The organism is Pseudomonas sp. Yb2C2, assembly GCF_052112325.1.
GTDB lineage: Bacteria > Pseudomonadota > Gammaproteobacteria > Pseudomonadales > Pseudomonadaceae > Aquipseudomonas > Aquipseudomonas marginalis.
This window is the reverse complement of sequence record NZ_JAVAJK010000012.1, coordinates 79,644-106,630: the sequence shown is the minus strand read 5'-3', so window position 1 is coordinate 106,630 and position 26,987 is coordinate 79,644. Positions and strand designations below refer to the sequence as shown.

The 26,987-nt window shown below is 54.6% G+C and carries 21 protein-coding genes and 1 pseudogene; 10 read left to right on the top strand and 12 right to left on the bottom strand.

Features of this window, described 5'->3' with window-relative positions:
* Positions 1–3: 3 nt before the first annotated feature.
* Positions 4–525: a hypothetical protein gene (locus Q8X51_RS18035; RefSeq protein WP_407694038.1), complete on the top strand. Its 522-nt coding sequence runs from the start codon at positions 4–6 to the stop codon at positions 523–525.
* Positions 526–1,279: 754 nt separating this feature from the next.
* Here Q8X51_RS18035 and Q8X51_RS18030 read toward each other — a convergent pair.
* From Q8X51_RS18030 to Q8X51_RS18000, 7 genes are all read right to left on the bottom strand, one after another.
* Positions 1,280–1,882, bottom strand: coding sequence for a hypothetical protein (locus tag Q8X51_RS18030; protein ID WP_407694039.1), 603 nt, complete (start codon positions 1,880–1,882; stop codon positions 1,280–1,282).
* A complete protein-coding gene (locus Q8X51_RS18025) occupies positions 1,879–2,196 on the bottom strand; it encodes a hypothetical protein (protein WP_224795539.1) in 318 nt (105 codons plus the stop codon). Before Q8X51_RS18025 ends, Q8X51_RS18030 begins: the two co-directional genes overlap by 4 nt.
* Positions 2,197–2,489: 293 nt before the next feature.
* On the bottom strand, positions 2,490–3,302 hold the full coding sequence (locus tag Q8X51_RS18020; RefSeq protein ID WP_407694040.1) for an inositol monophosphatase family protein: 813 nt from the start codon (positions 3,300–3,302) through the stop codon (positions 2,490–2,492).
* Positions 3,303–3,502: 200 nt separating this feature from the next.
* Positions 3,503–3,907, bottom strand: a complete 405-nt coding sequence (locus Q8X51_RS18015; protein ID WP_407694041.1) for a helix-turn-helix domain-containing protein — start codon at positions 3,905–3,907, stop codon at positions 3,503–3,505.
* Positions 3,908–4,513: 606 nt separating this feature from the next.
* Entirely contained in the window at positions 4,514–5,104 is a 591-nt protein-coding gene (locus tag Q8X51_RS18010) for a DUF6338 family protein (RefSeq protein ID WP_122584835.1), read from the bottom strand.
* A 113-nt stretch (positions 5,105–5,217) separates the two neighbouring features.
* Entirely contained in the window at positions 5,218–5,550 is a 333-nt protein-coding gene (locus Q8X51_RS18005) for a 4-fold beta flower protein (RefSeq protein ID WP_407694973.1), read from the bottom strand.
* An 89-nt stretch (positions 5,551–5,639) separates the two neighbouring features.
* Positions 5,640–5,786, bottom strand: coding sequence for a hypothetical protein (locus tag Q8X51_RS18000; RefSeq protein WP_010220512.1), 147 nt, complete (start codon positions 5,784–5,786; stop codon positions 5,640–5,642).
* A 357-nt stretch (positions 5,787–6,143) separates the two neighbouring features.
* Between Q8X51_RS18000 and Q8X51_RS17995 the strand changes: the two genes are divergently transcribed.
* The 3 genes from Q8X51_RS17995 (at position 6,144) to Q8X51_RS17985 (ending at position 14,522) form a co-directional block, all read left to right on the top strand.
* A complete protein-coding gene (locus Q8X51_RS17995) occupies positions 6,144–7,022 on the top strand; it encodes a helix-turn-helix transcriptional regulator (RefSeq protein WP_407694042.1) in 879 nt (292 codons plus the stop codon).
* 327 nt (positions 7,023–7,349) lie between these two features.
* Positions 7,350–9,962, top strand: a complete 2,613-nt coding sequence (locus tag Q8X51_RS17990; RefSeq protein WP_407694043.1) for a UvrD-helicase domain-containing protein — start codon at positions 7,350–7,352, stop codon at positions 9,960–9,962.
* Between the two features lie 216 nt (positions 9,963–10,178).
* Positions 10,179–14,522, top strand: a complete 4,344-nt coding sequence (locus Q8X51_RS17985; RefSeq protein ID WP_407694044.1) for an NACHT domain-containing protein — start codon at positions 10,179–10,181, stop codon at positions 14,520–14,522.
* Positions 14,523–14,854: 332 nt separating this feature from the next.
* Here the strand turns inward: Q8X51_RS17985 and Q8X51_RS17980 are convergent, their stop codons facing one another.
* On the bottom strand, positions 14,855–15,505 hold the full coding sequence (locus tag Q8X51_RS17980; protein WP_407694045.1) for a hypothetical protein: 651 nt from the start codon (positions 15,503–15,505) through the stop codon (positions 14,855–14,857).
* Positions 15,506–16,205: 700 nt separating this feature from the next.
* Between Q8X51_RS17980 and Q8X51_RS17975 the strand changes: the two genes are divergently transcribed.
* Positions 16,206–17,126: a DUF808 domain-containing protein gene (locus Q8X51_RS17975; RefSeq protein WP_407694046.1), complete on the top strand. Its 921-nt coding sequence runs from the start codon at positions 16,206–16,208 to the stop codon at positions 17,124–17,126.
* 269 nt (positions 17,127–17,395) lie between these two features.
* A pseudogene (locus tag Q8X51_RS17970) lies at positions 17,396–17,587 on the top strand (DUF808 domain-containing protein); the annotation flags it as partial.
* A 55-nt stretch (positions 17,588–17,642) separates the two neighbouring features.
* On the opposite strand, the gene Q8X51_RS17965 reads toward Q8X51_RS17970, so the two are convergent.
* Both Q8X51_RS17965 and Q8X51_RS17960 read right to left on the bottom strand, forming a co-directional pair.
* The gene (locus Q8X51_RS17965) at positions 17,643–18,431 is read right to left on the bottom strand and encodes an MlaA family lipoprotein (protein WP_027607049.1); all 789 of its coding nucleotides are present in this window, start codon (positions 18,429–18,431) and stop codon (positions 17,643–17,645) included.
* The gene (locus Q8X51_RS17960) at positions 18,424–19,722 is read right to left on the bottom strand and encodes a serine/threonine protein kinase (protein WP_027607050.1); all 1,299 of its coding nucleotides are present in this window, start codon (positions 19,720–19,722) and stop codon (positions 18,424–18,426) included. Before Q8X51_RS17960 ends, Q8X51_RS17965 begins: the two co-directional genes overlap by 8 nt.
* Positions 19,723–19,958: 236 nt before the next feature.
* On the opposite strand from Q8X51_RS17960, the gene Q8X51_RS17955 reads away from it, so the two are divergent.
* A complete protein-coding gene (locus Q8X51_RS17955; RefSeq protein WP_065924484.1) occupies positions 19,959–20,327 on the top strand; it encodes a hypothetical protein in 369 nt (122 codons plus the stop codon).
* A gap of 35 nt (positions 20,328–20,362) precedes the next feature.
* On the opposite strand, the gene Q8X51_RS17950 is transcribed toward Q8X51_RS17955, so the two are convergent.
* Positions 20,363–21,916 (bottom strand): glycoside hydrolase family 17 protein, encoded by a 1,554-nt coding sequence (locus Q8X51_RS17950; RefSeq protein ID WP_407694047.1) that lies wholly within the window; start codon positions 21,914–21,916, stop codon positions 20,363–20,365.
* Between the two features lie 332 nt (positions 21,917–22,248).
* Between Q8X51_RS17950 and Q8X51_RS17945 the strand changes: the two genes are divergently transcribed.
* From Q8X51_RS17945 to Q8X51_RS17935, 3 genes are all read left to right on the top strand, one after another.
* Positions 22,249–23,100 carry a glycine betaine ABC transporter substrate-binding protein gene (locus Q8X51_RS17945; RefSeq protein WP_027607053.1) on the top strand — a complete coding sequence of 284 codons (852 nt, stop codon included), beginning with the start codon at positions 22,249–22,251 and terminating at the stop codon, positions 23,098–23,100.
* A gap of 263 nt (positions 23,101–23,363) precedes the next feature.
* Complete coding sequence (locus tag Q8X51_RS17940; RefSeq protein ID WP_024074297.1) at positions 23,364–23,675, top strand: DUF485 domain-containing protein; 312 nt, start codon at positions 23,364–23,366, stop codon at positions 23,673–23,675.
* Positions 23,672–25,330, top strand: coding sequence for a cation acetate symporter (locus tag Q8X51_RS17935; RefSeq protein ID WP_065924486.1), 1,659 nt, complete (start codon positions 23,672–23,674; stop codon positions 25,328–25,330). The genes Q8X51_RS17940 and Q8X51_RS17935 overlap by 4 nt, the downstream gene beginning before the upstream one ends.
* A gap of 179 nt (positions 25,331–25,509) precedes the next feature.
* Here Q8X51_RS17935 and gltA read toward each other — a convergent pair whose 3' ends face one another.
* Complete coding sequence (gene gltA / locus Q8X51_RS17930; RefSeq protein ID WP_003222994.1) at positions 25,510–26,799, bottom strand: citrate synthase; 1,290 nt, start codon at positions 26,797–26,799, stop codon at positions 25,510–25,512.
* Positions 26,800–26,987: the final 188 nt, after the last annotated feature.

The window sequence follows — 26,987 nt, the reverse complement described above, 5'->3', positions numbered from 1 at the left end:
TCGATGAGCATTTACCAGACTTCAAAAGATTTCTCTGATTTTCGTGTTTCTAAAGAATTTGATTCGTGGCGTGGACTGGATTTTGATGAAACGTATACATGCGCTATCGAACTGCTTCCGACTGCGCGAATCATGATTGAGCTAGACATCGTAAAGTTCAGCGTCACTCCCGAGGTAGCACTAGAGATTTCATCATGCCTCAGAGAAGCACTGGCAATTGATGGTGACGAGGAAAGTGATCAATCCGACGGAGAAAATCGACTGAATGGATTGTTCAAGATTCGCAGGACGACTGGAGTACGCGGCCTTCAGTATTCGGCTTCTGGCGAGATTAGGATTGAAGACGCGACCGAAGACGTCTGTGAAGGTTCACCTTCAGGCACCACGTCAATCGTGGCCTGCACAATTGAGGGCGGAGGTTTTGAGTTGGTCTTCCCCTTTATGTGTTACTCGTTCACTGAAGATGATGCGGTCTGGCTGAGCGAGCAATTATTTAGAGCCTTCCAAGAAATATCGAAATGTTAAATTGAGGGGGCGGGCCGCACCTGGATCGTTGTCACGTCATGTGGTCGAACAGACCGTTTAGGAATGACTCCGATCCATGCTGACTGGATGCAATCCAGGAGGGGTATGCGTCTAGCGCATTAATGAGGAAGCTGCTCCGTAGCTGTACTGGAGCCTTCTTTTTACGTTGGTTGGTGTGGGCGATAAGGAGACGCTCGACCACCTTTAAGCTAAAGCAAGCGGAGCGACGCCGCCAAATTACCTGCCCTCGAACAAGTAGGGGTTAGCAGGGCGGGGGTGGGTGACAAAGAGGTTATTTTACGCGGGTTGAGGCTCCGATTTGGTTGGCCTTTCGGTATCGCTATTTTTTAACCAGGTCTTTGTATAACTCACGGGCCGCAAGGATCTGATCCCTGAGCTCCTCGGGGTCAATGCGTATGCCACCGCGAGGCGTGACCTGGAGCGTCTTTAAGCGGTTCGCAGCCTTGATGAATTCCCGTTCCTCCGCCTGAACCCACTCAGGGCGCGTGTCTTTCCAAAAAAGCCAACCCATGTGCCCGGCCTCATCTTTGATCGGATGCTCAGCAGTATGTGGGAGCGGTAGTCAATGTCCAAGCAAGAAGGTAAGTCGGATCGCTCTGCAAGCGGAGCGCGCCGACCATGATGGTCGAAGAGCGTAAGGATGGAAGCCCGAAGGGCCGAGACCTAGCGTAGCGGGGCTCGGTTTAAAACAGCCGCTCCCGAAGGGATACGCCCGACCGCCTTGATTAAAAGGTTACCGAACAGCTCGTTGATCAAATGACCGAGGCACTACGCCCAGCCCGCAAAGATCGTATGTCCTGCGCAGTGCCGCCTCGTCGCCAGAAGAAACCCTCATATGGCTGAAGATCGTCGACAAAAACCGCCTCCGCTCGCCATTGCCGAGCTCAGACCAAATCCTTGGCTGCCCTTGTGCATCAGGAATCGCCAACCGGTCGAGGAGATACTCTTCCAGGCTGTGCAGACGTTGTTGGCCATCAACCAGAATCTCGCTGTTTTCGGCCAATGCCCTGCCAGTGATCTCTGGCTGGTACCAGTCATTCGTGAGGTAGCTCCCCAGATCCGCGCCTGACCACACAGCAGAGATAAAGCGAGCCTTTTGCCCTAGGTTCCACTCCAGTCCGCGCGCCCACGATGGAACGGGCATGCCCATAACGAATCGCGCCGCCCACGGAAACTGCTCACGCACGGAGGAGGGGTCTACCAGATACTTTTCCCAATGGCCGACTAAGACCTCGAGGGGAGAATGACTGACGGTCGTGGGCAGAAGACGCTGCGGCATATGGATGTGTAGGTCTGATGTTCCGCCGTCGGCGTAGCGTTTAAAAAAGGAAGTCATGGTTTTCCTGGGTAGCTCAGGTTGGTCGAAGTATTTGGGTACGTACGGGAGCATCGCCATGCATCCACCGTTTCAATGATCAGCAAATCCCGATCTGTGGAGATATCGATCTGGCCGCTATCGGCCAATGCATGTGCATAGCCCTCAGCGTAGGCCGCCGCTTTATCGAATTCGGATGTGCAGGTTGACGATTCGATGTAGCTGATCAGCCGCTCCCATGTGCGCCGTTGTCGGTTGCCGAGAATCGTGAAGGGGAGCGACAAGGCACCGCTCAGGCGCTGTGCGAAGTCATGTGTAGAGAGGGTCAAAGCCATCGCTCAAAAAAGGTACTTATCCATCACAAACGGTTGGTTTCGGAAAACCTTGAGCCTGAAGCGATGTTTTTTGAAGAAATACATGTTTGCCCAAATGCTGCAGCTGGGACTGATGTGTTACTGGACTGTCACGTCAGGCAAGCGGAGCGCGCAGGCACGAAGATGGAAGCCCGGAGGGGCAAGATAGCCATTGAAAATGGCTGGCTTGATTCACGACAGCTGGCCCGAAGGGCGTGCCAAACGCCGGTCTGCAGGAATAAGCCGTCTGACTGAATTTTTGCATGCAGTCAGCATTACTCAAACACCCTATTCCAGTCCCGTTTATTGAGCTCGCTGCATGCATCTGGTGCGCCACCGAATACACGTCCGGATACCTTCGCCATGGTGGCCTCAGTTGTGTATTGAATTGGAGTTCCATCCTCGCCAATCAGCACCCCCTTGGCACCACTCAACAGCGCATGACCAGCCACTACATCATGAGCGCTAACAGGGTATAGCGAGATACCACAAACCCCGTCTCCCGCAGCAACTTTAGCGAGCCGATATGCAATGGAAGGCATCGCGTAAAACTCTGCCGGCGCGCACAACTGGTTATTGATTTCGGGCTTGCCAGTAGCTGCTGCGCTAACCATTACGGTGGCAGTCTCGGAAAGTTTTTGATCAGAGAGGTCGACAACAATGCGATTGTTATTTCTGAGCAGATGATCCATGCCCTTTGCCCAGGCAATGCAGTCAGAAACTCCCGAAGGCGTAACAGGGGCGTGCACCACTCCAAGGATGGGCTTGCCGTCATGGAGCAAGCCGACTGATATGGCAGAGCCTGCAAGGCCCCTCAAAAAATCGCTGGTGCCATCGTTAGGGTCGACGACCCAGCAGAAAGGATATCCAGTAAGAATGTGGCCTGTTTCCTCGCCCCACCAATCGCAATCCACGAGTGCCAGCAGTTCGGCTCTGAGCAGAAACTCAATCTCGACATCGATTTCTGCTTTGTCTGCTGATCCTCTCCGTCCACCCGGACGTTCGCATTCTTCTGCCAACAGAACGCCGGCTCGCTCCACTACTTCGATCACTTGGTGGAGAATGTGCTGCAGCCATTGATTAGTCATGGGGATCTTTCGAGTTAATTAACAGGGTGAGCTGAGGACTCTAGACGAGCGTACTCCTACCATCTAGCCGGAGCTGCGATTCAGCCATAGATCGAGGCCGAAATTACGCATTACTAGACTTACCGGGGCTGCCCGTAGGTGTGCTACGACACCTAGCCGTGTGTGCCGTCGGCTCACGACAATGCGGCAAGGTGAGGCGTCTAGTCAGCGAAGCAGAATTCGACTTGCTGGGAGTTCGGAACTGAGCGATTACTTGATGGCTTAATTGAAGGACGTGGCACCGGCAACTCATCGCCCGTCGAAATCACCAGGTTTTTGAGAACGCCCTCTTGGGCTAGATTAGCCAGTTCCTCTTGGGTACGAAGAAGCAAAGCGCTAACGGACTGCCCGGACTCGGCGCAAAGAGTAACGGCCACGAGTGTCAGAGGGTTCACATTGAGTGGGCCACTCAACGCCGTAATCATCTCTAACGTGGGGCTCGACTGGGCACGCTCCAATTTTGAGACGTATGTTCGACTGCTGACTTCGGCGAGATTTCTTTGAGTCAGTCCTTTGCCCGCGCGCATCGCTTTAAGCACGGCAGCAAACGCAATTTTGAGCGTCATAAACACGTTCCTGATGAGCCAGTCCTTTTTAGCGTGATTGCGCTGGCGGAGCCATTCTAGGCATCTGAAGACTAATACGGTATGTCTGCGCTCGATGCACGCTAGCGATGTTGTCTGAGAGGGGAGCGGGCCTGCATACAATTATCCAGGCGGGCTACCCATTAGGACGTAGGCTCCTCGCTATGAAGCTGCGAGGTGATCTTCTATCGTTTTTTAGGTGGCGGCGGTGGAGGCGGCGCGGCAGGTCTTTGGCTGGTTGTTTGTTTGCTGATACCGTCATTCACATGAACTCTGCCGCCAGATTGGTTTGTCATGGGATTACCTTTTGGTGGGTGGTGGTGGGGCCTTAGGTGGAGTTGCCGGGCGCTGAGCGAATGGCTTGGGTGGATTTGAATGTCCGCCACTCGGTTTGCGTGGTTGGGGCGATATACCTCTTTCCTCGTACATTTCGACCTCTATTTTTTCGGCGCTTTAGGGGGCGCAGGCGGTGGTGCTGAGGGACGAATGTTAGCTGGTGCAGGAGGATTAACATTCATCCCCTCATTACCAGTTCGCTGTTCAAGCACGTGATGCTTAGGTTTATTTTCGTTATTCACTTCTGATCTCCTACTCTAGAAATTCGACTAGGTACACATCGCTGTTTGCAATCAAATAACTCTCGATGCCGGGCGTGTCGACCCACTCATTCTCTTCGTTCATCCAGCTCGGCTGTGTAATGAGGAAGTGCCCATCTTTAGGCTCGGTTGGCCATACTGCCGGGTACCCGAATAATCGCCGTCCATCAAGCAGGGTAAGCACCACGCTTTTGCCTTCACGTTTGCGGAAGGCATAAATCCACTCGGGATACGACGAGCGAGACGTTAAGGTCAGCCACCTGCCAAATCTGTACAGGTAGTCGTGGTTCGAAGCGAAGGCTAGCAATAGGCCTAGAGATGTCGCCAAGCCTATTCCCCAAACGCCTTCTACTTGAACCGTCCACTGCCCCAGCTGAAAATGATGCTCGCCGATGTAAAACAGCACGGGCTTGATGCCTGACACCAGCATCGTTATTAGCCCAGTGCTGATCAGTGCTTGAACTGTGCGCTCAAACTGCCCGGGCTTTTTAACATCGGCCAACCAATAGAAGATCATGGTAGTCAGAAAGCCAGGAACGAGCGTCTGTACCAATGGGATGATTTTCGTTGCTAGATCTTCCATTGCCTGTCTCTCTTACTTGATTGGGCGGACGCCTGAATCATCCGTTGGCTCAAAGCCGGTGCTTACACCGCTATCGTTCTTAACCATGGCCGAGAGAGCAGGCATGTCATCTCTTAAGAGAAAAACTCATCCCCAGGTATCTTTGATTGAAAGAGACGCATCAGAGCATAAAATTTGGGACGCCTTCGACATTTGAGATATCGCATTTGCTTGGGGCCCTTCGGTGGAGGGGGTAGGAGCCACATCTTCATTGAACCACCGCCTGACTCTGGTGTGCGTAGCACGATGTGGCCGTTATTATCGCGAATGTAGCCATTCGCTATAAATCCTAGATGTAAGCCTGGATAGGAGTAGACCGAACCTTCGTGAAAGTAGGCGAGTGGACGGCCACAGTATGCATATAAGTGCTCGTCGTCATCGGTATACGCGATCGGCTTGTGTTGCATATCATAGAAATCTAGGCTCATGAGGCTCTTCATTGCAGCGATGGGAGAACAGGGCACTTGTGTGCCCCGAGCTCTGTTAAGCAGTCAAATCACTTGGCTGCTTTAGGGCGAATGACGATACGAAACGGCTGACCGTTCGCACGTCGAATCACCTTCCCCGTCTTGGTGGTGATGGTCATGCGATAGATGACCTCACCTTCCTCGTCGGGCTTTTCGAACATCTCAATCTGGGACATAAAATGTCTCCTGCTGAGGTAGGCTCAAACACAGAACTCGCTCCCTTGCGAAAGGAGCCCACAGGGACTACCATCGCAAAGCTTTCCTCAACGAAGCGCGAGAGACATCTGGAGCCTGTTCAGACGTCTTTTCCCAAAAGCCGGTCAAGGTGCGAACTTGATCGGCTTTTTTGTTTCTGGCTTTCCACCATCTAGTCCAATGCAGGCTCAGAAGCCTCCTTGTAGCGCTAGTGATGAATATGTATCTGAGCAATTTGCAAAGCCTATCATCATCATTTTGATGACGTCAACTGCTCATGTGTTATGCTGGGTGAAACGTGACGGGCTTGACCGACTTTTAGATTCGATGGAGATGACATGATTGATTTGAGCGAGTACAGCCAAGCGCAACGGGAGCGCCTGGTGTACATCGATTTCCGCCTCTACTTCACAGGCGCCGTCTCACGTGCGGATCTCATGGATAGGTTTGGCGTAGGCGCCGCTGCTGCCACCCGTGATTTCGCTCAGTACAAGGATGTTGCTCCACAGAATACGGAGCTCGACACGGTCACGAAGCAGTACGTGATACGCGAAAAATTCTCTCCTTTGATCGCGCACGCATCTGAGCGAGTTCTCACTGCGCTTTCGCAGGGATTTGGTTATGGTCTGGATTCGTATGAAAAGCCGCTCATCCCGCACGAGTCGGTGTCACTGCTCAGCAAACCGAAGGTTGAAGTTTTAGCGCCCATCACCCGGGCAATACACCTTAAGCGTGTCGTTAAAATCAGCTACACCTCTGGTTCAGGTCAGTCAGAGCGAACCATCGTACCGTTCGCTATTGGTTGTGACGGTCTTCGCTGGCACGTCCGAGCGTTTGATCGGAAACGTAAAAAATTTGCAGACTTCGTTCTAACTCGAGTGGGGCATGCCGAGATTCAGATGGGGGATAAAGCTGGGGACGATGAAACGCCTAAGCATGATGATCAGTGGAATCGGATGCTTGAGTTACCTATTGTCCCGCATCCCGATAAAGACTCTACAGAGATCGTTAAGCGTGACTACGACATGCTTGATGGCGTGCTCAAACTACGAGTTCGCGCCGCCATGGCGGGCTACGTACTGCAGCAGTACCATGTCGATTGTTCACCTGATCACAGCATCACGGACAAGGCTTACCGACTATGGCTCAAGGATCCTCTGGCGCTTTACGGAGTGGAGAGCTCCATGTTCGCGCCTGGCTATAAAAGCCCCAATTGATCGTAAGCTAGCGCTTCCGTTGTAGGGCGAGCGTCCTGCCCTGGAGGGATGGTGAAGATCGCAGCCTGTCAATGGTCATGGGGCAGGGCGTACGCCCTCGCAAATATTTTCTCACTCTGCTGCCCGCCAGCCTAGATAGAGCCTTTTACTGCCTATGGCGCATGGCGCCGTGCTACCTTTCTCCATATTGTGGCTTCATCCTCAGCGGTATCTTAGCTGACGAGTGATCAACCTAAAGATCGTCGTCGATGACCGCTGTCGACAAAATGCCGAGCGGCAGGCGATGTCTCGCCTGGTTGATAGGAAATCATAAAAGGCTAGTAACAATTGGGTTCTCTACATGAGTCAGGAAACAAAGCAGCTGCTCAGAGCTCGCCGGAAAACGGGCCATCGTATGAGCAGCTGAAACCTAAGGATCGTACATGGCAAAAAAGAGCGCACACTTTTGCACAGTGGCTGCTAGAGAAAATCAATGCTCATGACGCTACCTCATGGTCAGCTGGTCGTGCGTCTGGCTACGAATCTGGCCACCAGGATGGCAAGACGCTAGGTAATCAAGAAGGCCTAGACTCCGGTCGTGTACTGGGCCATAAGGAAGGTTATAAGCAGGGATTCGATGAGGGCCGTACTGAAGGCCTTCAGGACGGATTTCTCAGCGGGCATGAGGCTGGTCATCAAGTAGGCTATGAAGCTGGCAAGCTGGTATTGGAGTTGAACCCAGGTGTTCGCCCTACCGACGTTGCGCCAGGAGTAGACGTAAACCTGTTTGAGCACTTCGACTTCCCTATTTCGGAGGAGCTTGAGCAACGCATTCGCTACGACATCAAGGCCAAGCTACCAGTGCACCAACAGCCCACTGATCCTCAGTGGGAGATGATATTGTCTCGCAGTCCATCCACCTACATCGTCGCTGGCGCCGGCAGTGGTAAGTCCACTACGATGGTTTTGCGGCTCCTTGTGCTGCGACACTATCTGAAAGTTCCTGAGTCGAAAATTACCGTCGTAACATTTACGCGCGACTCTCGTTTCGACTTTATCTCCAAGGTTGTCAAGATCTTTACCAAGTGGGAAATCCCGATGGACGAAGAGAAAGGCAAATCTTTCGTTCGGACATTTCACTCTCGAATTCTCGATTTCTTCAGATGGTCGCCGCAGCTTCAAGGCACTAAGGCTTTTGAGTTCCTTAGTAAAAATCCAGCCGAAGAGGACGAAGAGCCAGAAAACGTATTGGATATCCGGCTCAATGTGCGACAGCTGAGTCTCATGGATCGGTGCTATCAAAACCTCTTCGAAACTGACAAGCGTTTTCGAGAGCTGATTCTGGATCTATTTGAATACGGCATCGGAGTGGGTGCTCGCCTAAACCCTGAGGATCCAGAAAACGCAAAACGCATCTCCGCCATCAAGGCGTGCTCAGCTCGTGATAAGGAGGCCTGTGAGACTGTAGAAGCTCTATGGCGGAAAGCCGGTCACTGGCCTCTGCCAGAGATCAGTGCTCAGCTTGAGCCAGTCACCCTCTGCGGTCAGAAATTCCATGTCCATGGTTATGCACAGGACTTGAATGCTTACGTAGTGCTTGGGCTTGATGGAAACGAGACCGACACCATCAAAATCAAAGACGGGAAACGTCAGGTAAATCTCTCTCAGGCACTGCACATGCGGAGGATTTTTTTCCAGATATTCTTCTCAAAGCGCATTCTCTATTTCACGAGTTACGCAGATGCGCTCAACTCCCTTGAGACCTTGCGAGGTAGAGTTTCAGGCGTGCCGAAGTTCAGCTATCAGGTCGGAGGTGACATCAAGCCAGCACCGATCATGCAGGCATTTCACAGTTGTGCTTCGTTCTTGGAAAACCTTGGGTTGGATGTACCTACTGCCACCAAGGGCATGAGCTTCAAAAAGACTGATATTGAAGCGAAATTCTTTGAGGCGCTTGGCCTCTTCTGGCCGGCGTTTAATACTTTCTTGGCTGATCATAGCCCACCGATCTTTACCTTCAATAAGATGTTCGCGATGTTCAATGAGCATGCGGAAGAAAATTTCAGAGACGTGCCCGATGCTGTACTGAATGCTCAGATGGTCACCCTCGTCGATGAATTTCAGGATTGTGGAGCGAACACCATTGGTTGGTTGCGGGGTGTCCTTGGGGAACTTCGTCTTCGTGGTCTTAAATTCCATTCGCCTGAGGGTTTGATCTTCCCCTCTCTCATGGCGGTGGGCGACGATTGGCAAAGCATTTACGGATGGCGAGGTAGCTCTCCAAAGTTTTTCCAACAATTCGAGCAATACTTCCAGTCACCAAAAACTCTGGATCTGAAGCTGCAACAGAACTTCAGGTCTCAGCAGATGATTATTGATGCTGCTGAAAGTATCGTGAAGCACACTCGCGGCATTCCTGGTAAGCACGGCGAAGCGGCTCACCCTGACGTGAAAGATTTAAATTACCCAGTTCAGCTATGGGAAAGGGATGACGATCGTCTCGTAGAGATGGTTGAGCAGCATTATGAGCAGGGGCACGAGATTATGGTGCTGTCTCGCTCTAGACGTACGCTGGATGATATCGGTCAGCAGCTTGCCCACCTGAAGCAGCGAGCTAGGAAAGATAAGCATCCCGACCGTATTCGACTCATGACTTACCATGGCTCCAAGGGATTGGAAGCAGACGCAGTTTTCATGGTGGGAGACTGTGAGCAACTAACCTCGTCCGACTGGCGTAACCAAGCTTACGCCTTAGCCAAGCTCGTCATGAATGGCGAAGCCAGGGCCTATGATTTGGCTCAGGGAGAAGAGGTCATGAGGCTTGCGTATGTGGCTATCACCAGAGCGAAGCTTCACTGCTACTGGTTCCTAGACGAGTCGAAGGGCGGTGCAAAGAGCTTCCCGAAGGCGTCGGAGAAGATTGACAGTCGCCAATCCTATTTCAGCGATTGTCGGAAGTGAATGACCTACCAAACTGAGGTAATCAGACGTGATATCTCGCATCCATGCTTGATCGAGGAAATGTCTGAAGGCGTTATTTGTGAGGATCACGGAGAGACTCACGAGATACGTGAGTTGAACCTCGCAGGCTACGCCGATGGAGGTGGCATTTCGGTTAGGATGGCAGAGCCTGTGCAGCCCCCGTTGGACTGCTCCTGACCTGCCTTGAGACTCCCTATGACAATGCACTCGGCCGCCTTCGTTGACCTTGATCGCACCTTTTCCAAAATCCCTGTTGATGCTGATGTGTCCGATGATTTAGATCTGAGCGGTAGACATAGCAGGCACGGGGATCTTCATTGGGCAGACTTGCTCGGCCATCAGCGAGTGATACTGCTATCCGAGGCGGGCTCAGGCAAAACGGCTGAAATTCGAAATGTCACTCGCCAGCTCCAAAGTGAAGGAAAAAACGCCTTCTTTCTACGGATTGAAAATGTAAGCCTAGGGTGGGAGGACGCGATTGAGGATGACTTATTCGATGCTTTTGAAAGTTGGCTTGATTCAGGATCCGAAGGCTGGCTGCTCTTGGACTCAGTGGACGAGGCTCGGCTGAAGGATCCAAGAGACTTTGAGCGCGCGATCCAAAAGCTTGGTCGTGTCATTCGAAGAGCTGGCGCGCATGCGCACATCGTTATCACAGGACGTAGCACGGCTTGGCGAGCGAGCACGGATTTAGCGATATGTGAAAGAGCTTTTAAAATCGAACCTCTGGCTCGGCAGGCTTCGCCTCAGCCAACGGGTGAGCTCGGAAACACCTTACGAACAGTTGCTCCGGAACCAAATCCAGATGCGTCATTTCTCGTCGTTACATTAGACGACATTCATAACGAACAGATTGATCGTTTTCTAGCTGCCACTGGCGTCCAAGACATCAAGGCGTTCCGCACTGAAGTTGAGCGTAGAGAAGCCTGGTCGCTTACCACGCGGCCATTGGATTTCTTGGAGCTGGTCGATTTTTGGCATCAGCACCAGCGGATAGGCTCACGCCTGGAGTTGATGAAAAGTAGCATTGATCGCCGTCTCGAGGAGCGCGACCAGAATCGCGCTGAATTCAGGCCCATCGCTCCAGAGAGATTGCGTGATGGAGTGCGACTGATCGCCGCCGCAACGACGTTGGGGCAGATATCTGTGATATGCGTCCCTGATGGTGACGCTCACAGGAAAGGAATTGCAATTCGGACAGTATTGAAGGGCTGGGATGATGCTGAAGCCGCCGCCTTACTAAGTCGGCCTATTTTCGAACCTGGCATTTATGGAACGGTTCGCTTTCACCATCGAACTGTTCGGGAGTATCTGACAGCAGAGTGGCTACATGGGCTGATACGCGGTGCAGCTTCACGGGTCAAGATCGAGAATCTGTTCTTTCGCACCCAGTACGGACTGCAGGTAATCAACCCTTCGATGCGTCCAGTTCTGCCCTGGCTCGCGCTTTTAGATGAGCGTATCTGTACGCGCCTGGAAGAGGTTGCTCCAGAGGTGTTTTTTGAGGGGGGGGATCCTGGGCAGCTTCCACTGATTACACGCCGTAGAGTCCTTCGCAAGGCTTGCGAGCACTTGGCGCAGCCGGCTCATTGCTGGACGATGACAGACTATTCAGCCGTACAGCGGTTCGCGCACCATGACCTCACGGAAGACATTAATGAATTACTAGCGCTGTACCGCAGCGACGATGATATTGCATGGTTCCTGTTGAGAATGGTATTGCAGGGCGAGGTAGTAGGTGCTCTTGCACAGACTAAACAGTTTGCCCTCAATGCTCAGCACGTACATACACGGTTGGCCGCAATCCGCGCCGTGATCGACCTCGGGACAGCTCAGGATTTAGCCGATGTGCGCGTGGCGCTGTTGAAAGGAAACTCCAAGGTTAACCGGGAGTGGTTAGCAGAGCTGCTTGACGGACTTGTACTCGACAGTCGTTGGCTACCCTGGCTCTTAGAAGCGATTGAGAGAACTGCAAAGAAGGAGCGTTATAGCGGCAGGGACAACCTGGCTGTGAAGTTTTCCGCCTTGACAGCTGATTGTCCGTTGGCAGACCTGCCAGCTCTCATTACCGGTTTGGGCAAGCTTTTAGACAAGCCCCCCGCGACCGAGCAAGGCTTCAGCACTGTCTCGAAGAGGTATAGCTGGCTTGCTGAAATTGCAGGCTTAGCTGTGCTCCATCTACTTCAAGCGAGACACCCATTTGCGCTTGATGAGTCCTCTCTCGCGGTTCTAAGCAAGCTCGCCCAAGCGCACGTTTATGACGAGCGGGATGATCGGGAGCTCGGCGAAAAACTCAGGGAGATTGTGCCTACGTGGCCGGAGCTCGACAACAAGCTGTTCTGGTATGACGTTGAACTGGCTCGTAACGGCCGTGTGCATCGCGGTGACCCCGTCATTCATGTCTGGCAGCTGCTTGGTTTCCGGCCATTCTGGTCACTCAATAAGCAGAATTTCAGTCTCGCCTGCGACCAGGTCGTTGGCCTCACGAATATGCATGATCGTCTAATGGCGCTCAGCATGGCTTTCAACATCTACGCGCAACATGACAAACCATCTTTATGGGAGATTAAACTCAGGCAGGCAGTCGACGAGAGTGACGAGCTCTGCGAGAAGCTTGAAGCTTTCTTGAGCCCACCGGAACGAGAAGTTCAGGCGTGGGAGATACAACAGGCTCAGTGGAAGGAGCAGGCTGCCCAACGGACGTTAGAAGATGCAAAGCGTCGTCGCGAATGGCGTGAAGGGCTCGCCGCTGAAGTAGACCTGATAAACAGCCGTGATCCAGGCGTGATGACCCGCAGCCAACTTTATTTGATGGAGCAGATGCGAGATGCGTCATCCTCTTCAAATACGTGGAGTAGTAACAACTGGCAGTCGCTAGTAACTGAATTCGGCATGCCTGTTGCTCAAGCGTTTCGCGTGGGCGCTATTGATTTCTGGCGAAGCTATCGTCCAACGCTTCCATCCGAGGGTGCTCCCGCCAATTCGACGCCCTATCACGTCATTTTTGGTTTGATTGGGCTTGCTATTGAGGCCAATGAGGAAGCTTCCAGCTTCTCGCAAATGTCTGCAGATAACGCTGACTACGCGGTTCGCTACGGGTTGCTTGAGTTGAACGGCTTCCCTGAGTGGTTTCCTGCACTTATCGGGTTTTATCCGAGTCTTGTGCGAGAAATCGTGATGCGTGAAATCAATTACGAGCTGGACGCACCTCGCCCTGAATCAGGTTGTGGTCGCGTGTTACAGAGAGTGCGCTGGAACGGGGACTGGATGTTTGGTGAGTTAGCTGTTCCGCTCATGGTTAGGTTGTCGCAACCCATCGAAGACCTTGAGTCGCTTCAGTCCTTGCTGAGCATTGTGCAGGACTCTTCAGTCGATGATGAAGTCTTGGCCGAACTAGCCAGGAACCGTGCGACAGAAGTGGTCAGTCTGGAAATCGCGCCGACCTGGTACGCATTATGGATTGGAGTGGAGCCGGCGCTCGCAATCCCGGCGTTGGCAGTTCGCATCGATTCTCTGTCGTCAGACGAGGAAAAAGCCAGATTTGCCATGCTGTGCTTGGTTGCCATCGTAGGAAGCCGCACCGCTAGCCGCAGCCGGCAGAACTACAAAACAGTCGAGCATGCTAAAGCGCTGTATCTGATGATGCACAGCTATATACGTATTGCAGAAGACATTGAACGTGCAGGAACAGGTGTCTATTCCCCAGGACTTAGGGACGACGCCCAAAGTGCTCGTGATGGGTTTTTGGCTTTCATCCGGGAAACGCCCGGGAAAGAAGCATTTCTCGCATTGCAGGAGATCGCACAAGCCCACCCTGCGGAACCATTACGTCCCTGGAGCGCGTTCTACGCTCAACAGAAAGCTACCGCTGATTCGCAGACTCCGCCTTGGGAGCCAGCGAAGGTGATCGAATTCCATGAGTCGCTGGAAAGTACGCCTTCTACCCATCGTGAACTCTGGAATCTAGCGGTCGATCGTCTGCTGGACTTGAAGCACGATTTAGAGGAAGGCGACTCGAGCTATGCAGAAATTTTGCTGCTCACCAATCAGGAGACATCCATTCGTAAGTTCATCGGAAATTGGTTGAGAGATCGCGCAGCAGGACGGTACGTCATCCCGCAGGAAGAGCAGCTTGCCGATGATAAACGCCCGGATTATCGATTCCAGAACAGCCAGGCCTACACGCCCGTACCTGTCGAACTAAAGCTTTCTCAGAACTGGAGCGGCCCCGCGCATTTCGAAAGGCTTGAGAACCAGCTCTGCGGCGATTACCTACGCGACGTAAGCTCAAGCTGCGGCATCTTTTTACTGGTGAACCATGGGGGGCAAGCGAAGTGGGAGGCGCCCACCAAAGGCCTGATTGGATTCAATGAGCTAGTAGATGCTTTACAAGAGCACTGGTTGGCAATCGCGCCGAGGTTCCCTAACGTTGAAGACATCATGGTCATCGGCATAGACCTTACTAAACGGGGAGGGGTGGCTGCGATCAAGGCGATCGAGGCTCGTGAGGCAAGGGTCAGCCCGAGCGATGACGAATGAAAATATCTAATAGCGCGACTTAGACTGAGAGCTTCAACGGCCGCTGAAATTGGGGGGGGCTCCGCTTTCAGCGAGCAGAGTGCCTACTACCTGGATCTGGCTCCGACGGCAAGCGGAGCGCGCAGACCAGGAGGGTCGCAGGCGTGAGGATGGAAGCCCCGCGGGGCCAGGACAGCGGCGAGTATCGCCGGGCCTGGTTCACGACAGCCGGCCCGTTAGGGCACGCTAAAATTACCTCATAAAAATCATAAAAAGGTCATCATCGCTTCATCAAACGGTGGCTTGGAAACTACGGAATTCGTAGGCGACAAAAATATGGTTGGACAAGGATTTTAACTCTCACTCGAATTTGGCTTCAGGCGATCAACCCTGGCAGGCCCACAGTCGAAGCATTCGGTAAAAAAGACGGAGGCTTCGGATGTATCGTCAGAACTCCGGCACTGGCCAATCGGGGCTTTAAGATAGCTCAGTGTCATTTCTTTCGGATCATGGCCCATAGCAGATCTCACTCGTTCAAAGATAGCCTGAACGTCGATTTCATCCAGTTCAAGTTTAGGGACTGATAAGGCATAGTACAGCGCTGCTTTTTCAGACATTAGGAGTGCTTCCTCAGATAGCTTGGCACCTGGTTCGCCTGACCGTATATGGAAGGCATGTAGATGCATGAAAGGCCACTTGGAGATTCGCGCATAAAGGTCTTCACTGCTGATTTCTACTGGTTGAGAATATTTAGCCAATTCAGCTTTGATGACCGCACAGCTCTGTGCTTGCACGTCTTCCAAAGAAGGAAATACAGAGTTTGCACTGTCTGCACTCACCTTAACGTCATGAAAGTCCACATAGCCAAGGCATCTGCTCATCAGATTCTGGGCGGCACTTAGCTTAATTGGTTTTATGCTAGGCCAGTCGCGCTGAAGGCATCTCGCTAAACGAAGAACCCCTTTACCGGATTCAAGGTCTTTCGAAAAAACAGGTACTCGCATGTTCATTCTCCAATGGTCTAGGTGGTGTCGGCTGTCCGTAAAGACTAATGTCAAATGACTTGTAAGAGCGGGGTGATGAACCTGCGAGTTACCGTTGCGTGCCGACCGCTCGACCCAGGCTGGCCGATTTGCCAATCCTAGCACGCGAAATATAGAAGCTGTCCAGCACATTATAAGGGTATGCTCCGCGCATACTCTTTGGTGTGTCTGATGCGGAACTTGAGCATAGTCTATTGGTGTGTGTGCATAATTGTAGCTGGCGAGGCTAGAAGTTTCTCTTGTATGGCGTTTACCTGAAGGTGGTGAGAGAGCCGGTCGGTGTTTAACGAAATTTTCAAATATAAATTGCCCGTGGATAGCAAGTATTCGCTAGTCGGTTGCGATGTGAATCTCCGATCATGTCTATATTCAGATACTGCATTTTAATTTGACTTAAACCAACATGTTTACAGGCGTATTGATACTGCTGCGGTGCAGGACAGTTAAAACCTAGCTCAAATCCAGCTCATGAGCTTGGGGTGAATTTTGCAAGGGGATTGCATGGTAAGCGTCGTTACTACTTTAATGGACAAGTTATTTTGCCGGCTGCGTTTATGTAGGACACCGCTTCGAGTATCATCCTGCCTTGAGAGCGACGTCGGGCTTGACGGTTGTAAGCTGTTGGTCAACGCAATGTAAAATATATCAAAGGTAGATTGAAATGGCTGGCAGCAGTTTTTTTGCTTTGTTGGATGATATCGCGGCCCTGTTAGATGATATTGCTGTAATGAGCAAGGTGGCTGCCAAAAAATCGGCGAGTGTGCTTAGTGACGACTTGGCAGTAAATGCTGAGCAAGTCACAGGTATGAAGCCGGATCGCGAACTGCCCGTAGTTTGGGCAGTATTTAAAGGATCACTAAAAAACAAAGTGATTCTAGTTCCTAGTGCACTTGTCTTAAGTGCGGTGCTGCCCGCAGCAGTTAAATGGCTTCTGCTGGCAGGAGGAATCTATCTTTGCTATGAGGGGTATGAAGCGATTAAAGATAAGTTTTCACGGACGAAACATGTTGGCGCAGAGCATGGTGATATCTTTATGCCAAAAAACGCTCAAGAGCTTGCAGAGTATGAAGGGCGCAAGATAAAAGGCGCCATAAAGACAGATTTCATTTTGAGCGCAGAAATCATTGTAATTACCTTGAATGTTGTAGCGTCAGCCCCCTTATATCAGCAAATTTTAACGTTGATAGTTATTGCCTTGGCTATGACGATAGGCGTCTATGGTCTGGTCGCTGGTATCGTTCGCCTTGATGACGCTGGGCTTGCTCTTGCACGGTCGAAATCTAAAGACGCTTGGGGAAAATTGATCAAAAATATTGGTCAGGTTCTAGTTGCGGCGGCTCCATTTTTGATGAAATCGTTATCTTGGATTGGGACACTTGCTATGTTCCTCGTAGGGGGGACATTTGTAGCTGAAGGCATACACCCCCTTGAGCATGCTATTGAAGCAGCAGTTTCGGCAAGTGGAGGGTGGGGAGCAATTCTTAAAGTTGTGTTGTTCGGAGTCGTAGGGGTGGTGGCTGGTTTTGTGGCTGCAGTTACTATCGACGGTTTTTCGAGATTTCGGAAACCCGGAGCGCGCTAATAAATTAAGCGCTTCACAACTATTTTACACAGAATCAATATGTCAATTTATCAGCAAAGTTTGGTGGCTAGCTGATGGAGCCAGGGCTCTACAGTTTCTGAGCTATAGAGGAGGGCCGCCACAGCTGCACTCCTCGAAGGTGGGCAAGTGGGCAAATTTGAGCCTGAATGTCCATTTTGGTCATGTCCATGTGGACAAACGGTGAAGCGTTCCCGGGCTATGTATTCTGAGGGTTTGGTCGTGTCCATATCTACAGTCCTTTGGACTGGGTCGGCGGTGGCATCCTTACCCATGGCGTGCCGGTGGTGCATCACTGGATCGAGGGTGTGAGCCAGAGCACAGGTGCATTGGCGTGGTTGATGCCGACGTTACTGAATGCGGTGGCGGGGATTATTGCCGGGGCGGTGGTATTGGCAGTGGTCAGCGTGGTGGGCAAGAGCTGGAAAGCGCTCAGGGCATAAATCGCCGCCACAAAAAAAGGCCATTCAATCGAATGGCCTTTTTTACGGGCGTTATTTACTCGGCAATCTGCAACTTGCGTGATTCCGTATAGATATACCGCACCTTCTCATACTCGAACGGCGAGTTCATCTGACCGTAGCGGAAGCTGGTCTGGTAGCGCTTGTCCACCGCACGCAGGGCCCAGATTTCCGGGTGGTTGGAGCTGACTTCGGAGACGTTGAGGAAGTTGATCTGGGACTCGGCGGTGTAGTCCACCAGCAAGCCGCCGGTGTCGCGCAGGTTCGACGGACCGAAGATCGGCAGTACCAGGTAGGCACCGCCGGGCACGCCGTAGAAGCCCAGGGTCTGGCCGAAGTCTTCGCTCTGGCGCGGCAGGCCCATGGCGGTCGCCGGGTCCCACAGGCCGGCGATGCCGACGGTGGTGTTGAGCAGCAGGCGCCCGGTGGTTTCCAGGGAGCGGTGGCCCTTGAGTTGCAAGAGGCTGTTCAACAGGTTGGGCACGTCGCCCAGGTTGTTGAAGAAGTTGCTCACGCCGGTGCGCAGGAAGCTTGGCGTGACGTAGCGGTAACCGTCGACCACCGGCAGGAAGACCCATTGGTCAAAGCGGTAGTTGAAGTGGTACACGCGGCGGTTCCACGATTCGAGCGGGTCATACACGTTGAGGGCGTTGACCGACGAGCGTTCGAATTCACGCTGGTCCAGGCCTGGGTTGAACTTGAGTTTGCTCAACGGCTCCTTGAAACCGTCGGAGTCCATCACCACAGGCGCGTGAGCCTTGCTGTTGTCGGCATTGGCAACGCCTGCGCACATCAGGGCGGCAAGCAGCAGAAGATATTTAGCCACGGAAGAACTCCAGCATGGCGTCGGCGTTGACGCGGTAATTGAGGTTGCCGCAGTGGCCGCCCAAGGGGTAGACGGTCAAGCGATCGCCGAAGGTCTTGCGCAGGAAGCCGAGGTCGCCCGGGCCGAGGATCACGTCGTCGGCGTTGTGCATGACGGCGATTTTCGGGCTGGCGTGCAGGTAGTCCTTGAGGGCGTACAGGCTGACCTGGTCAACCAGTTGCAACAGGCTGCCGCCGTCGGAGCGGGCGCGCCACATCGGGATTACCTGTTCGGTGAGGTAGCAATCGAAGTCGCATTGCAGTGCACGCTTGAGGAACGGCGTGAGGCTGGTGCCTTCGCTGATCGGGTACTTCGGCGGGATGATCAGGCCGCGGCGGTTGATCAGGTCCGAAGTAAAGGCGATGTCGGCCGCCGAGAAGCGGAACGAGGTGCCGATCAGCATGGCCATCTGTTCGTTGGTCAGGTGCTGCTTGGATTGCTGGAAGTCGTAGAGCAGGGCGTCGTTGAGGTCGATGTAGCCCTTTTGCTGGAAGTAACGGGTCAGCTTGTTCAACACCAGTTCATAGAAGGTGGTGGTGTTGTTGATGCCCTTGACCTCGGTCTGTACCAGCTTGTCGAGGTTGGTGATCGAGGTGTAGAGGTTGACCGGCGGGTTGAGCAGCAGCACTTTCTTGAAGTTGAAGCTGCGGCGGGTCTCGTCGAGCTTGCTGACAAACGCCGCATCCAGCGCGCCGAGGCTGTAGCCGGTGAGGTAGAAGTCGGTCACCGGCAGCGAGGCATTCTGGGCACGCACGGCCTGCATCACGCGGTACATGTCTTCGGCATCTTCCTGGCTGATGCCGGGGGTGGCGAAGCGCGAAGCCGAGGCGATGAAGTCGAAGCTGGTGGGCGACGACAGTTGCACCACGTGGTAGCCGGCCTGGTAATACAGTTTTTTCAGGTATTCGTTGATGCTGCTGTCAAACCGCGCACCGGTGCCTGCGATCAGGAAGATCAGCGGCGCGGCGCGATCCTGCTTGGCGATGCGGTAAGTGAGTTTCTTCACTGCCCAGAAGTTGTCCGGCAGGCTGAACTCGCGCTCGGGGCGCATATTCAGGGTGTAGTCGGACTGGTTGATCTCGTCATCGGTCGGCAATGTAGGCCGAAGGTCAGGCGGTGTGGTGGCGATGGTCGCTTCGAACGGATTGGTCAAAGGGTAGCCATAGCTGGCTTGGTCGATATCGACGGCCAGTGCTGACGCACTCAAAAAAAGGCTGCCCAGTAAGGCAGCACAGCGCAAGGAACGGAGCATGACTTAATCCCTAAGAGGAAACGTGCTTAATGAAGTTCGCAGGCTATGACCACCGCGTTGCCACCGAAGTGCCAGCTCTCGGCACGAAAAGTCGGAAAATAACGTCGGAATCGGGGTAATAGTAGCGAGACGATACACTTTGCCATGCATTAGTGAACACTAATTGTGTGTACGCACCTTGCTAACGGCCGCCGGCGCATTAAGCTGAGCGCCGTTTTTGCCTATCGGAGTGCTCCATGTCCCGCCGCTTGCCGTTGATTTTGCTGCTTATTGCCCTGCCGTTATGGCTGGCTGCCAGTTATGGCGCGCGTTACGGCTTTATGGAAGATGGCCAGTGGGTCGGCATCTGTGCCGACGAGGCCAGCCGCTGGGAATGCCAGGTACGTTCGAACCTGGGTTTGATGATTCACTTCAAAGTGCTGGGCTGGGCCGCGCTGGTGACCTCGGTGCTGGCGTTTTTCGTGCCGGGCCGTGCGGGATGGGGCTTGGCGGTACTGGGGCTGGTGTTCGGGCTGCCGGCCCTGGCGTTGTACAACACCTCGTTTGCGGTGTTTGCGGTGGTGATTGCGGGGTTGCGGTTGGTCAGGCAGTCGCGGCGCGCCTGATAAGGCCAATCGGGGGCTTGCCCCCGATGGCGCTTTTAAGCCTTGCGCATCCGCAAGCACCGCCACAAAGCCGCAACCATCAACCCGCTTACCAATGCCCAACCCCATGCCTGCTGGTTCAGCAGACCTTCACGGTAAAGCTGTGGCGCGATGCCGGCCCCGATGATAAAGGTCAGCAAGGCAATCTCCCGGCGTGGCCCGGTCACCGGACGAACCAGGTACACCAACGCCGGCAGCAGCAGCGCCGCACTCGGGAAGCTGCGGTAGCGTGGGTCAAACACCAGTGCCAGCATCATCACGGCGCCCGCGAACCCGGCGATTGCCACCAGCCAGCCGGCACGGTGTTCCAGCCAGTTGAACAGGCGTTCGCGCCAGCCTTCACGGGCACTCAAAGCCAGTGCAGCGTGGGCCAGCACCAGCACGTTCAGCGCCACGAGCAAACCGGCCCATGCCCATTCATCGTTGAAGCGCGCAGTCACGCGGGTCAGTTCAGCCCAGGTGCCGATGGAACAGGCCGCCACTGCACCCAGCAGCGGCAGGGCCATCGCGGCACGAGTGCTGCGAACGCGGCCACCGAGCACCAGCGTGCCCAGCAGGATAATCCCGCCGACCCCGAGCCACAGCGGCCAGTACGGCACGTTGGTCACCGGTCCGGCGAGGATGCCCTTGTCCTGGCGGTCGGCATCGAACAGGCCCCAGTAGCCACCCACGGCACCTTCACTGGCGCGCTTCCACGGCTGGTCAAACGCTTCGATCAGGTTGTAGTGCCAGCCATTGGCTTCGGCCATGGCCACGAAACCGCGCATGAACTTGGCCTCATTGACCCGGCTCGGCACCGCAGTTTCGCGTTGGCGGCCTTCGCTGGGCCAGCCGGTCTCGCCGATCAATATGTCCTTGGGCGCGAATTTGTTGCCAAAGGTCTGGCGTACATCGCCCACATGCTTGAGGGCCTGGTCGATGCCGGAGGGGTCATCTTCCCAGTAGGGCAGCAGGTGGATGGTCAGGAAGTCCACCGCCGGAGCGATTTCCGGGTGCTGCAGCCAAAACTCCCAGACGTCGGCGTAGGTGACCGGCTGCTTGATCTGGCTTTTGACTTTATGGATCAGCGTCACCAGCTGTTTGGCGGTGACTTCCTTGCGCAGCAGCGCTTCGTTGCCGACGATCACCGAGGTGACCACATCGGGGTTGGCGTTAGCCGAGGCGATCAGTTGGTCGACTTCTTTTTCGGTCGCGACCGGGTCGCTGCTGACCCAGGCGCCCGCCATCACCTTTAACCCATGCTTGCGCGCCAAGTCCGGCAAGGCTTCCAGGCCGGTCATGGAGTAGGTGCGGATGCATTCGAAGCGGGTGGCCAGCAGGGCCAGGTCGGCGTCCATGCGCGCGGGGCGCAGTGTGAACGGTTGGTCGAAGGGCGATTGGTCCTTGTCGAACGGTGTGTACGACGCGCATTGCAGCTTGTGACTGGCACTGGCCACATCTGGCAGCACCACCGGCCGGCCGAGGCCATACCAGTAGCCGACAAGGGCCAGCAGGCCGAGGATCAAAGCGAAGCAATAGGGCAGGGCAGGGAAGCGGGCAGTGGCGGGCATGGTCGGCTTATCTGGGGGAGCAAAGGCGCGCATCTTACCCGGATTTGCGCTATCCCAGTGGGGCTGCATAATTTTGACATGCAAAGTTCAGGCGGGATCGTGGGGTTAAGTCCTACAAAAAGTCCTACTGGCGATGTGATGTCGTTTCTTGCTTGCATGAGGTCGCTGACAGAGCAGGTCGAAGGCTGTGGCAGGTTGATGATCGACGTGTCAGCACTCCACTGATGTCGCAGCAGCCGGATCGATGCGCGTGAAGGGGGCGCGGCGCACCACATAACAACAGGTTGACGTCGCTCGACATCCGTCGGGCGCAGCACTTTCGGGGAAGTACGATGAAGATGCGACGACTCTTGGGCGCAGCTGCCACTCTGGTAGTTGCGATGAGCTCCACACTGGCCAGCGCCGACAGCAAAACCCTGAGCATCGGTTATGTAGATGGTTGGTCCGACAGCGTTGCCACCACGCATGTGGCGGCAGAGGTGATCAGGGAAAAGCTCGGTTATGACGTCAAACTGCAAGCGGTCGCCACCGGGATCATGTGGCAGGGCGTGGCCACCGGCAAGCTCGATGCCATGCTCTCCGCCTGGCTGCCGGTAACCCATGGCGAGTATTGGACCAAGAACAAGGACAAGGTGGTCGACTACGGCCCCAACTTCAAGGATGCGAAGATCGGCTTGATCGTGCCGGAGTACGTCAAGGCCAAGTCCATCGAAGACCTCAAGACCGACACCACCTTCAAGAACAAGATCGTCGGCATCGACGCCGGTTCAGGCGTGATGCTCAAGACCGACGAAGCCATCAAGCAGTACGGCCTCGACTACAAACTGCAAGCCAGTTCGGGTGCGGCGATGATCGCCGAGCTGACCCGTGCCGAAGACAAACAGGAATCCATTGCGGTCACCGGCTGGGTGCCACACTGGATGTTCGCCAAGTGGAAACTGCGTTTCCTGGACGATCCAAAAGGGATTTATGGTGCTGCTGAAACCGTCAACAGCATCGGCAGCAAGGGCCTGGAGAAGAAAGCGCCGGAAGTCGCGGCGTTCCTGAAGAAATTCCAGTGGGCCTCCAAGGATGAGATCGGCGAAGTCATGCTCGCTATCCAGGAAGGCGCCAAGCCTGATGCAGCGGCTAAGGACTGGGTGGCCAAGCACCCTGAGCGCGTAGCCGAGTGGACCGGTAAATAACCCCCCCAATGCCTTGATACAACCCCTGTGGGAGGGGGCTTGCTCGCGATTGCGGTGTGTCAGTCGTCAATGATCTGACGGGTTCACCGCTATCGAGAGCAAGCCCCCTCCCACATTATTTTCGTCACCCGCAAATGTTTCTGCGCCCTCTCAATCCCTCGCTACACTCCGTCTAATACTAAGGTCGTCTGGAACCTGTTCCGCAGCCGCATACAGTGGATACGTTCCAATAATAAAAAAGCTGTGCTGCGAGGATAAAAACAATGAACGACAGCATTTACCTCTCGATTCAAAACAGCCCGCGTTTCAAGGAGCTGGTGAGAAAAAGGGAAAGGTTCGCCTGGATTCTCTCGGCGATCATGCTAGGGCTGTACTCCGGCTTCATCCTGTTGATCGCCTACGGGCCACAAATACTGGGGGCCAAACTCAGCCCCGGCTCATCCATCACCTGGGGCATCCCCATCGGTGTCGGGCTGATTGTCTCGGCCTTTGTCCTCACCGGCATCTATGTGCGACGCGCCAACGGCGAATTCGACGACCTGAACAATGCGATTCTCAAGGAGGCTGCGCAATGATCCGTCGTCTATTGGCTGTATTCGGCGCTTCGGTCTTTGCACCCGCTGTTTGGGCGGCGGATGCATTGACCGGTGAAGTGCACAAACAACCGCTGAATATCGCAGCGATCCTGATGTTCGTGGCCTTTGTCGGCGCGACGTTGTGCATTACCTACTGGGCGTCCAAGCGCAACAAGTCGGCGGCCGACTACTATGCGGCCGGCGGCAAGATCACTGGTTTCCAGAACGGCCTGGCGATTGCCGGCGACTACATGTCGGCCGCATCCTTCCTGGGTATTTCCGCGCTGGTGTTCACTTCTGGCTACGACGGCCTGATCTACTCGATCGGCTTCCTGGTGGGCTGGCCGATCATTCTGTTCCTGATCGCCGAGCGCCTGCGTAACCTGGGCAAGTACACCTTTGCCGACGTGGCGTCCTATCGCCTTGGGCAAACCCAGATCCGCAGCCTGTCGGCCTGTGGTTCTCTGGTGGTGGTGGCGTTCTACCTGATCGCGCAAATGGTGGGGGCGGGCAAGCTGATCCAGCTGCTGTTCGGCCTCGACTACCACGTGGCGGTGATCCTGGTCGGGATCCTGATGTGCATGTACGTGCTGTTCGGCGGCATGCTGGCGACCACTTGGGTGCAGATCATCAAGGCGGTGCTGTTGCTGTCCGGTGCCTCATTCATGGCGCTGATGGTGATGAAGCACGTCAACTTCGACTTCAACATGCTGTTCTCCGAGGCGATCAAGGTTCACCCTAAAGGTGAAGCGATCATGAGCCCCGGCGGCCTGGTGAAAGACCCGATCTCCGCGTTCTCCCTGGGCCTGGCACTGATGTTCGGTACCGCCGGCCTGCCGCACATCCTGATGCGCTTCTTCACTGTAAGTGACGCCAAGGAAGCGCGTAAGAGCGTGCTGTATGCCACGGGCTTCATCGGCTACTTCTACATCCTGACCTTTATCATCGGCTTCGGCGCGATCCTGCTGGTCAGCACCAACCCGGCGTTCAAGGATGCTGCAGGCGCCTTGCTGGGCGGTAACAACATGGCGGCGGTGCACCTGGCCAACGCGGTGGGCGGCAGCATCTTCCTGGGCTTCATCTCGGCTGTGGCCTTCGCCACCATCCTGGCAGTGGTTGCCGGCTTGACCCTGGCCGGTGCTTCGGCGGTGTCCCATGACCTGTACGCCAGCGTGATCAAGAAAGGCAAGGCCAACGAAAAGGATGAGATTCGCGTATCGAAGATCACCACTATCGCCCTGGCAGTGCTGGCGATTGGCCTGGGCATCCTGTTCGAAAGCCAGAACATCGCGTTCATGGTCGGCCTGGCGTTCTCGATTGCCGCCAGCTGTAACTTCCCGGTACTGCTGCTTTCCATGTACTGGAAAAACCTCACCACCCGTGGCGCGATGATTGGCGGCTGGCTGGGCCTGATCAGTGCCGTTGGCCTGATGATCCTGGGTCCGACCATCTGGGTCTCGATCCTGCATCATGAAAAAGCCATCTTCCCGTACGAATACCCGGCGCTGTTCTCGATGATCATTGCGTTCATCGGTATCTGGTTCTTCTCCATCACCGACAAGTCGGCGGCGGCAGAGAAAGAGCGTGCGCTGTACTTCCCGCAGTTTGTGCGTTCGCAGACTGGCCTGGGGGCGAGTGGGGCGGTTAATCACTAAGGTTGTAGCTGGATAAAGAAATGCCCCGGTCGAAAGGCCGGGGTATTTTTTTGCCTGGGGTTTATGGGGGGCTGCTACTGGCCTCATCGGGGGCAAGCCCCCGATGGTGGTAGATCAGTCGACACAAATAAAAACGGCCTCCACTGAGGGAGGCCGTTTTCGGTGCTGCTGAAAGGTGCTTACTTGCGATCTTCCAGCTTGGTAATGTCACGCGACTCGTAGCCGGTGTACAGCTGGCGCGGGCGGCCAATCTTGTACGGGCTGGAGAGCATTTCTTTCCAGTGGGAGATCCAGCCCACGGTCCGTGCCAGGGCGAAGATCACGGTGAACATGCTGGTTGGAATGCCGATCGCCTTGAGGATGATCCCCGAGTAGAAGTCGACGTTCGGGTACAGCGAGCGTTCGATGAAGTACGGGTCGGTCAGGGCGATCTCTTCCAGGCGCATGGCCAGTTCGAGTTGCGGATCGTTGTTGATGCCCAGTTCCTTCAGCACTTCGTCGCAGGTCTGCTTCATGACGGTGGCGCGTGGGTCGCGGTTCTTGTAGACCCGGTGACCGAAGCCCATCAACTTGAACGGATCGTTCTTGTCCTTGGCCTTGGCAATGAACTTGTCGATGTTGGACACATCGCCGATTTCATCGAGCATGGTCAATACGGCTTCGTTCGCACCGCCGTGGGCAGGGCCCCACAGCGCGGCGATGCCGGCGGCGATACAGGCGAACGGGTTGGCACCCGAAGAGCCTGCCAGGCGCACGGTGGAGGTGGAGGCGTTTTGCTCGTGGTCGGCGTGGAGGATGAAGATCCGGTCCATTGCCTTGGCCAGCACCGGGCTGATCGGTTTGATCTCGCACGGGGTGTTGAACATCATGTGCAGGAAGTTTTCCGCGTACGTCAGGTCGTTGCGCGGGTACATCATGGGTTGGCCCATGGAGTACTTGTAAACCATTGCGGCCAGGGTCGGCATCTTGGCAACCAGGCGGATCGCGGAAATTTCGCGATGCTGCGGGTTATTGATGTCGAGGGAGTCGTGATAGAAGGCCGACAGGGCGCCGACCACGCCGCACATGACGGCCATCGGGTGGGCGTCGCGACGGAAGCCGTTGAAGAAGGTCTTCAACTGCTCGTGAACCATGGTGTGGTTCTTCACGGTGCTGACGAACTGGGCTTTTTGCTCGGCTGTTGGCAATTCGCCATTTAGCAGCAGGTAGCAGGTTTCCAGGTAGTCCGATTTTTCCGCCAGTTGCTCGATCGGGTAGCCCCGGTGCAGCAGGATGCCATTGTCGCCGTCGATATAGGTGATCTTCGACTCGCAAGAGGCGGTCGACATGAAGCCTGGGTCGAAAGTGAAACGGCCCGTGGCCGTCAGGCCCCGTACGTCGATAACATCGGGACCAACGGTGCCGGTTAAAATGGGCAGCTCGACGGGGGCTGCGCCCTCGATGATCAACTGCGCTTTTTTGTCAGCCATGTGGCCTCCTATTTATGCTTCAAATCATCAGACAGACCCCCCACGCAGGGCCCGCACCACTATAGTGAGATAAATTCAGATGTCAATTTGCCTAAAGTCTTGCCCCAGAAGGCTTTAACCGTACTTTTTCCTCGAAATTGCCCGCCATTTACGCCTTTTATCCCGCCAGCGCAATCCGCTATTAGGGT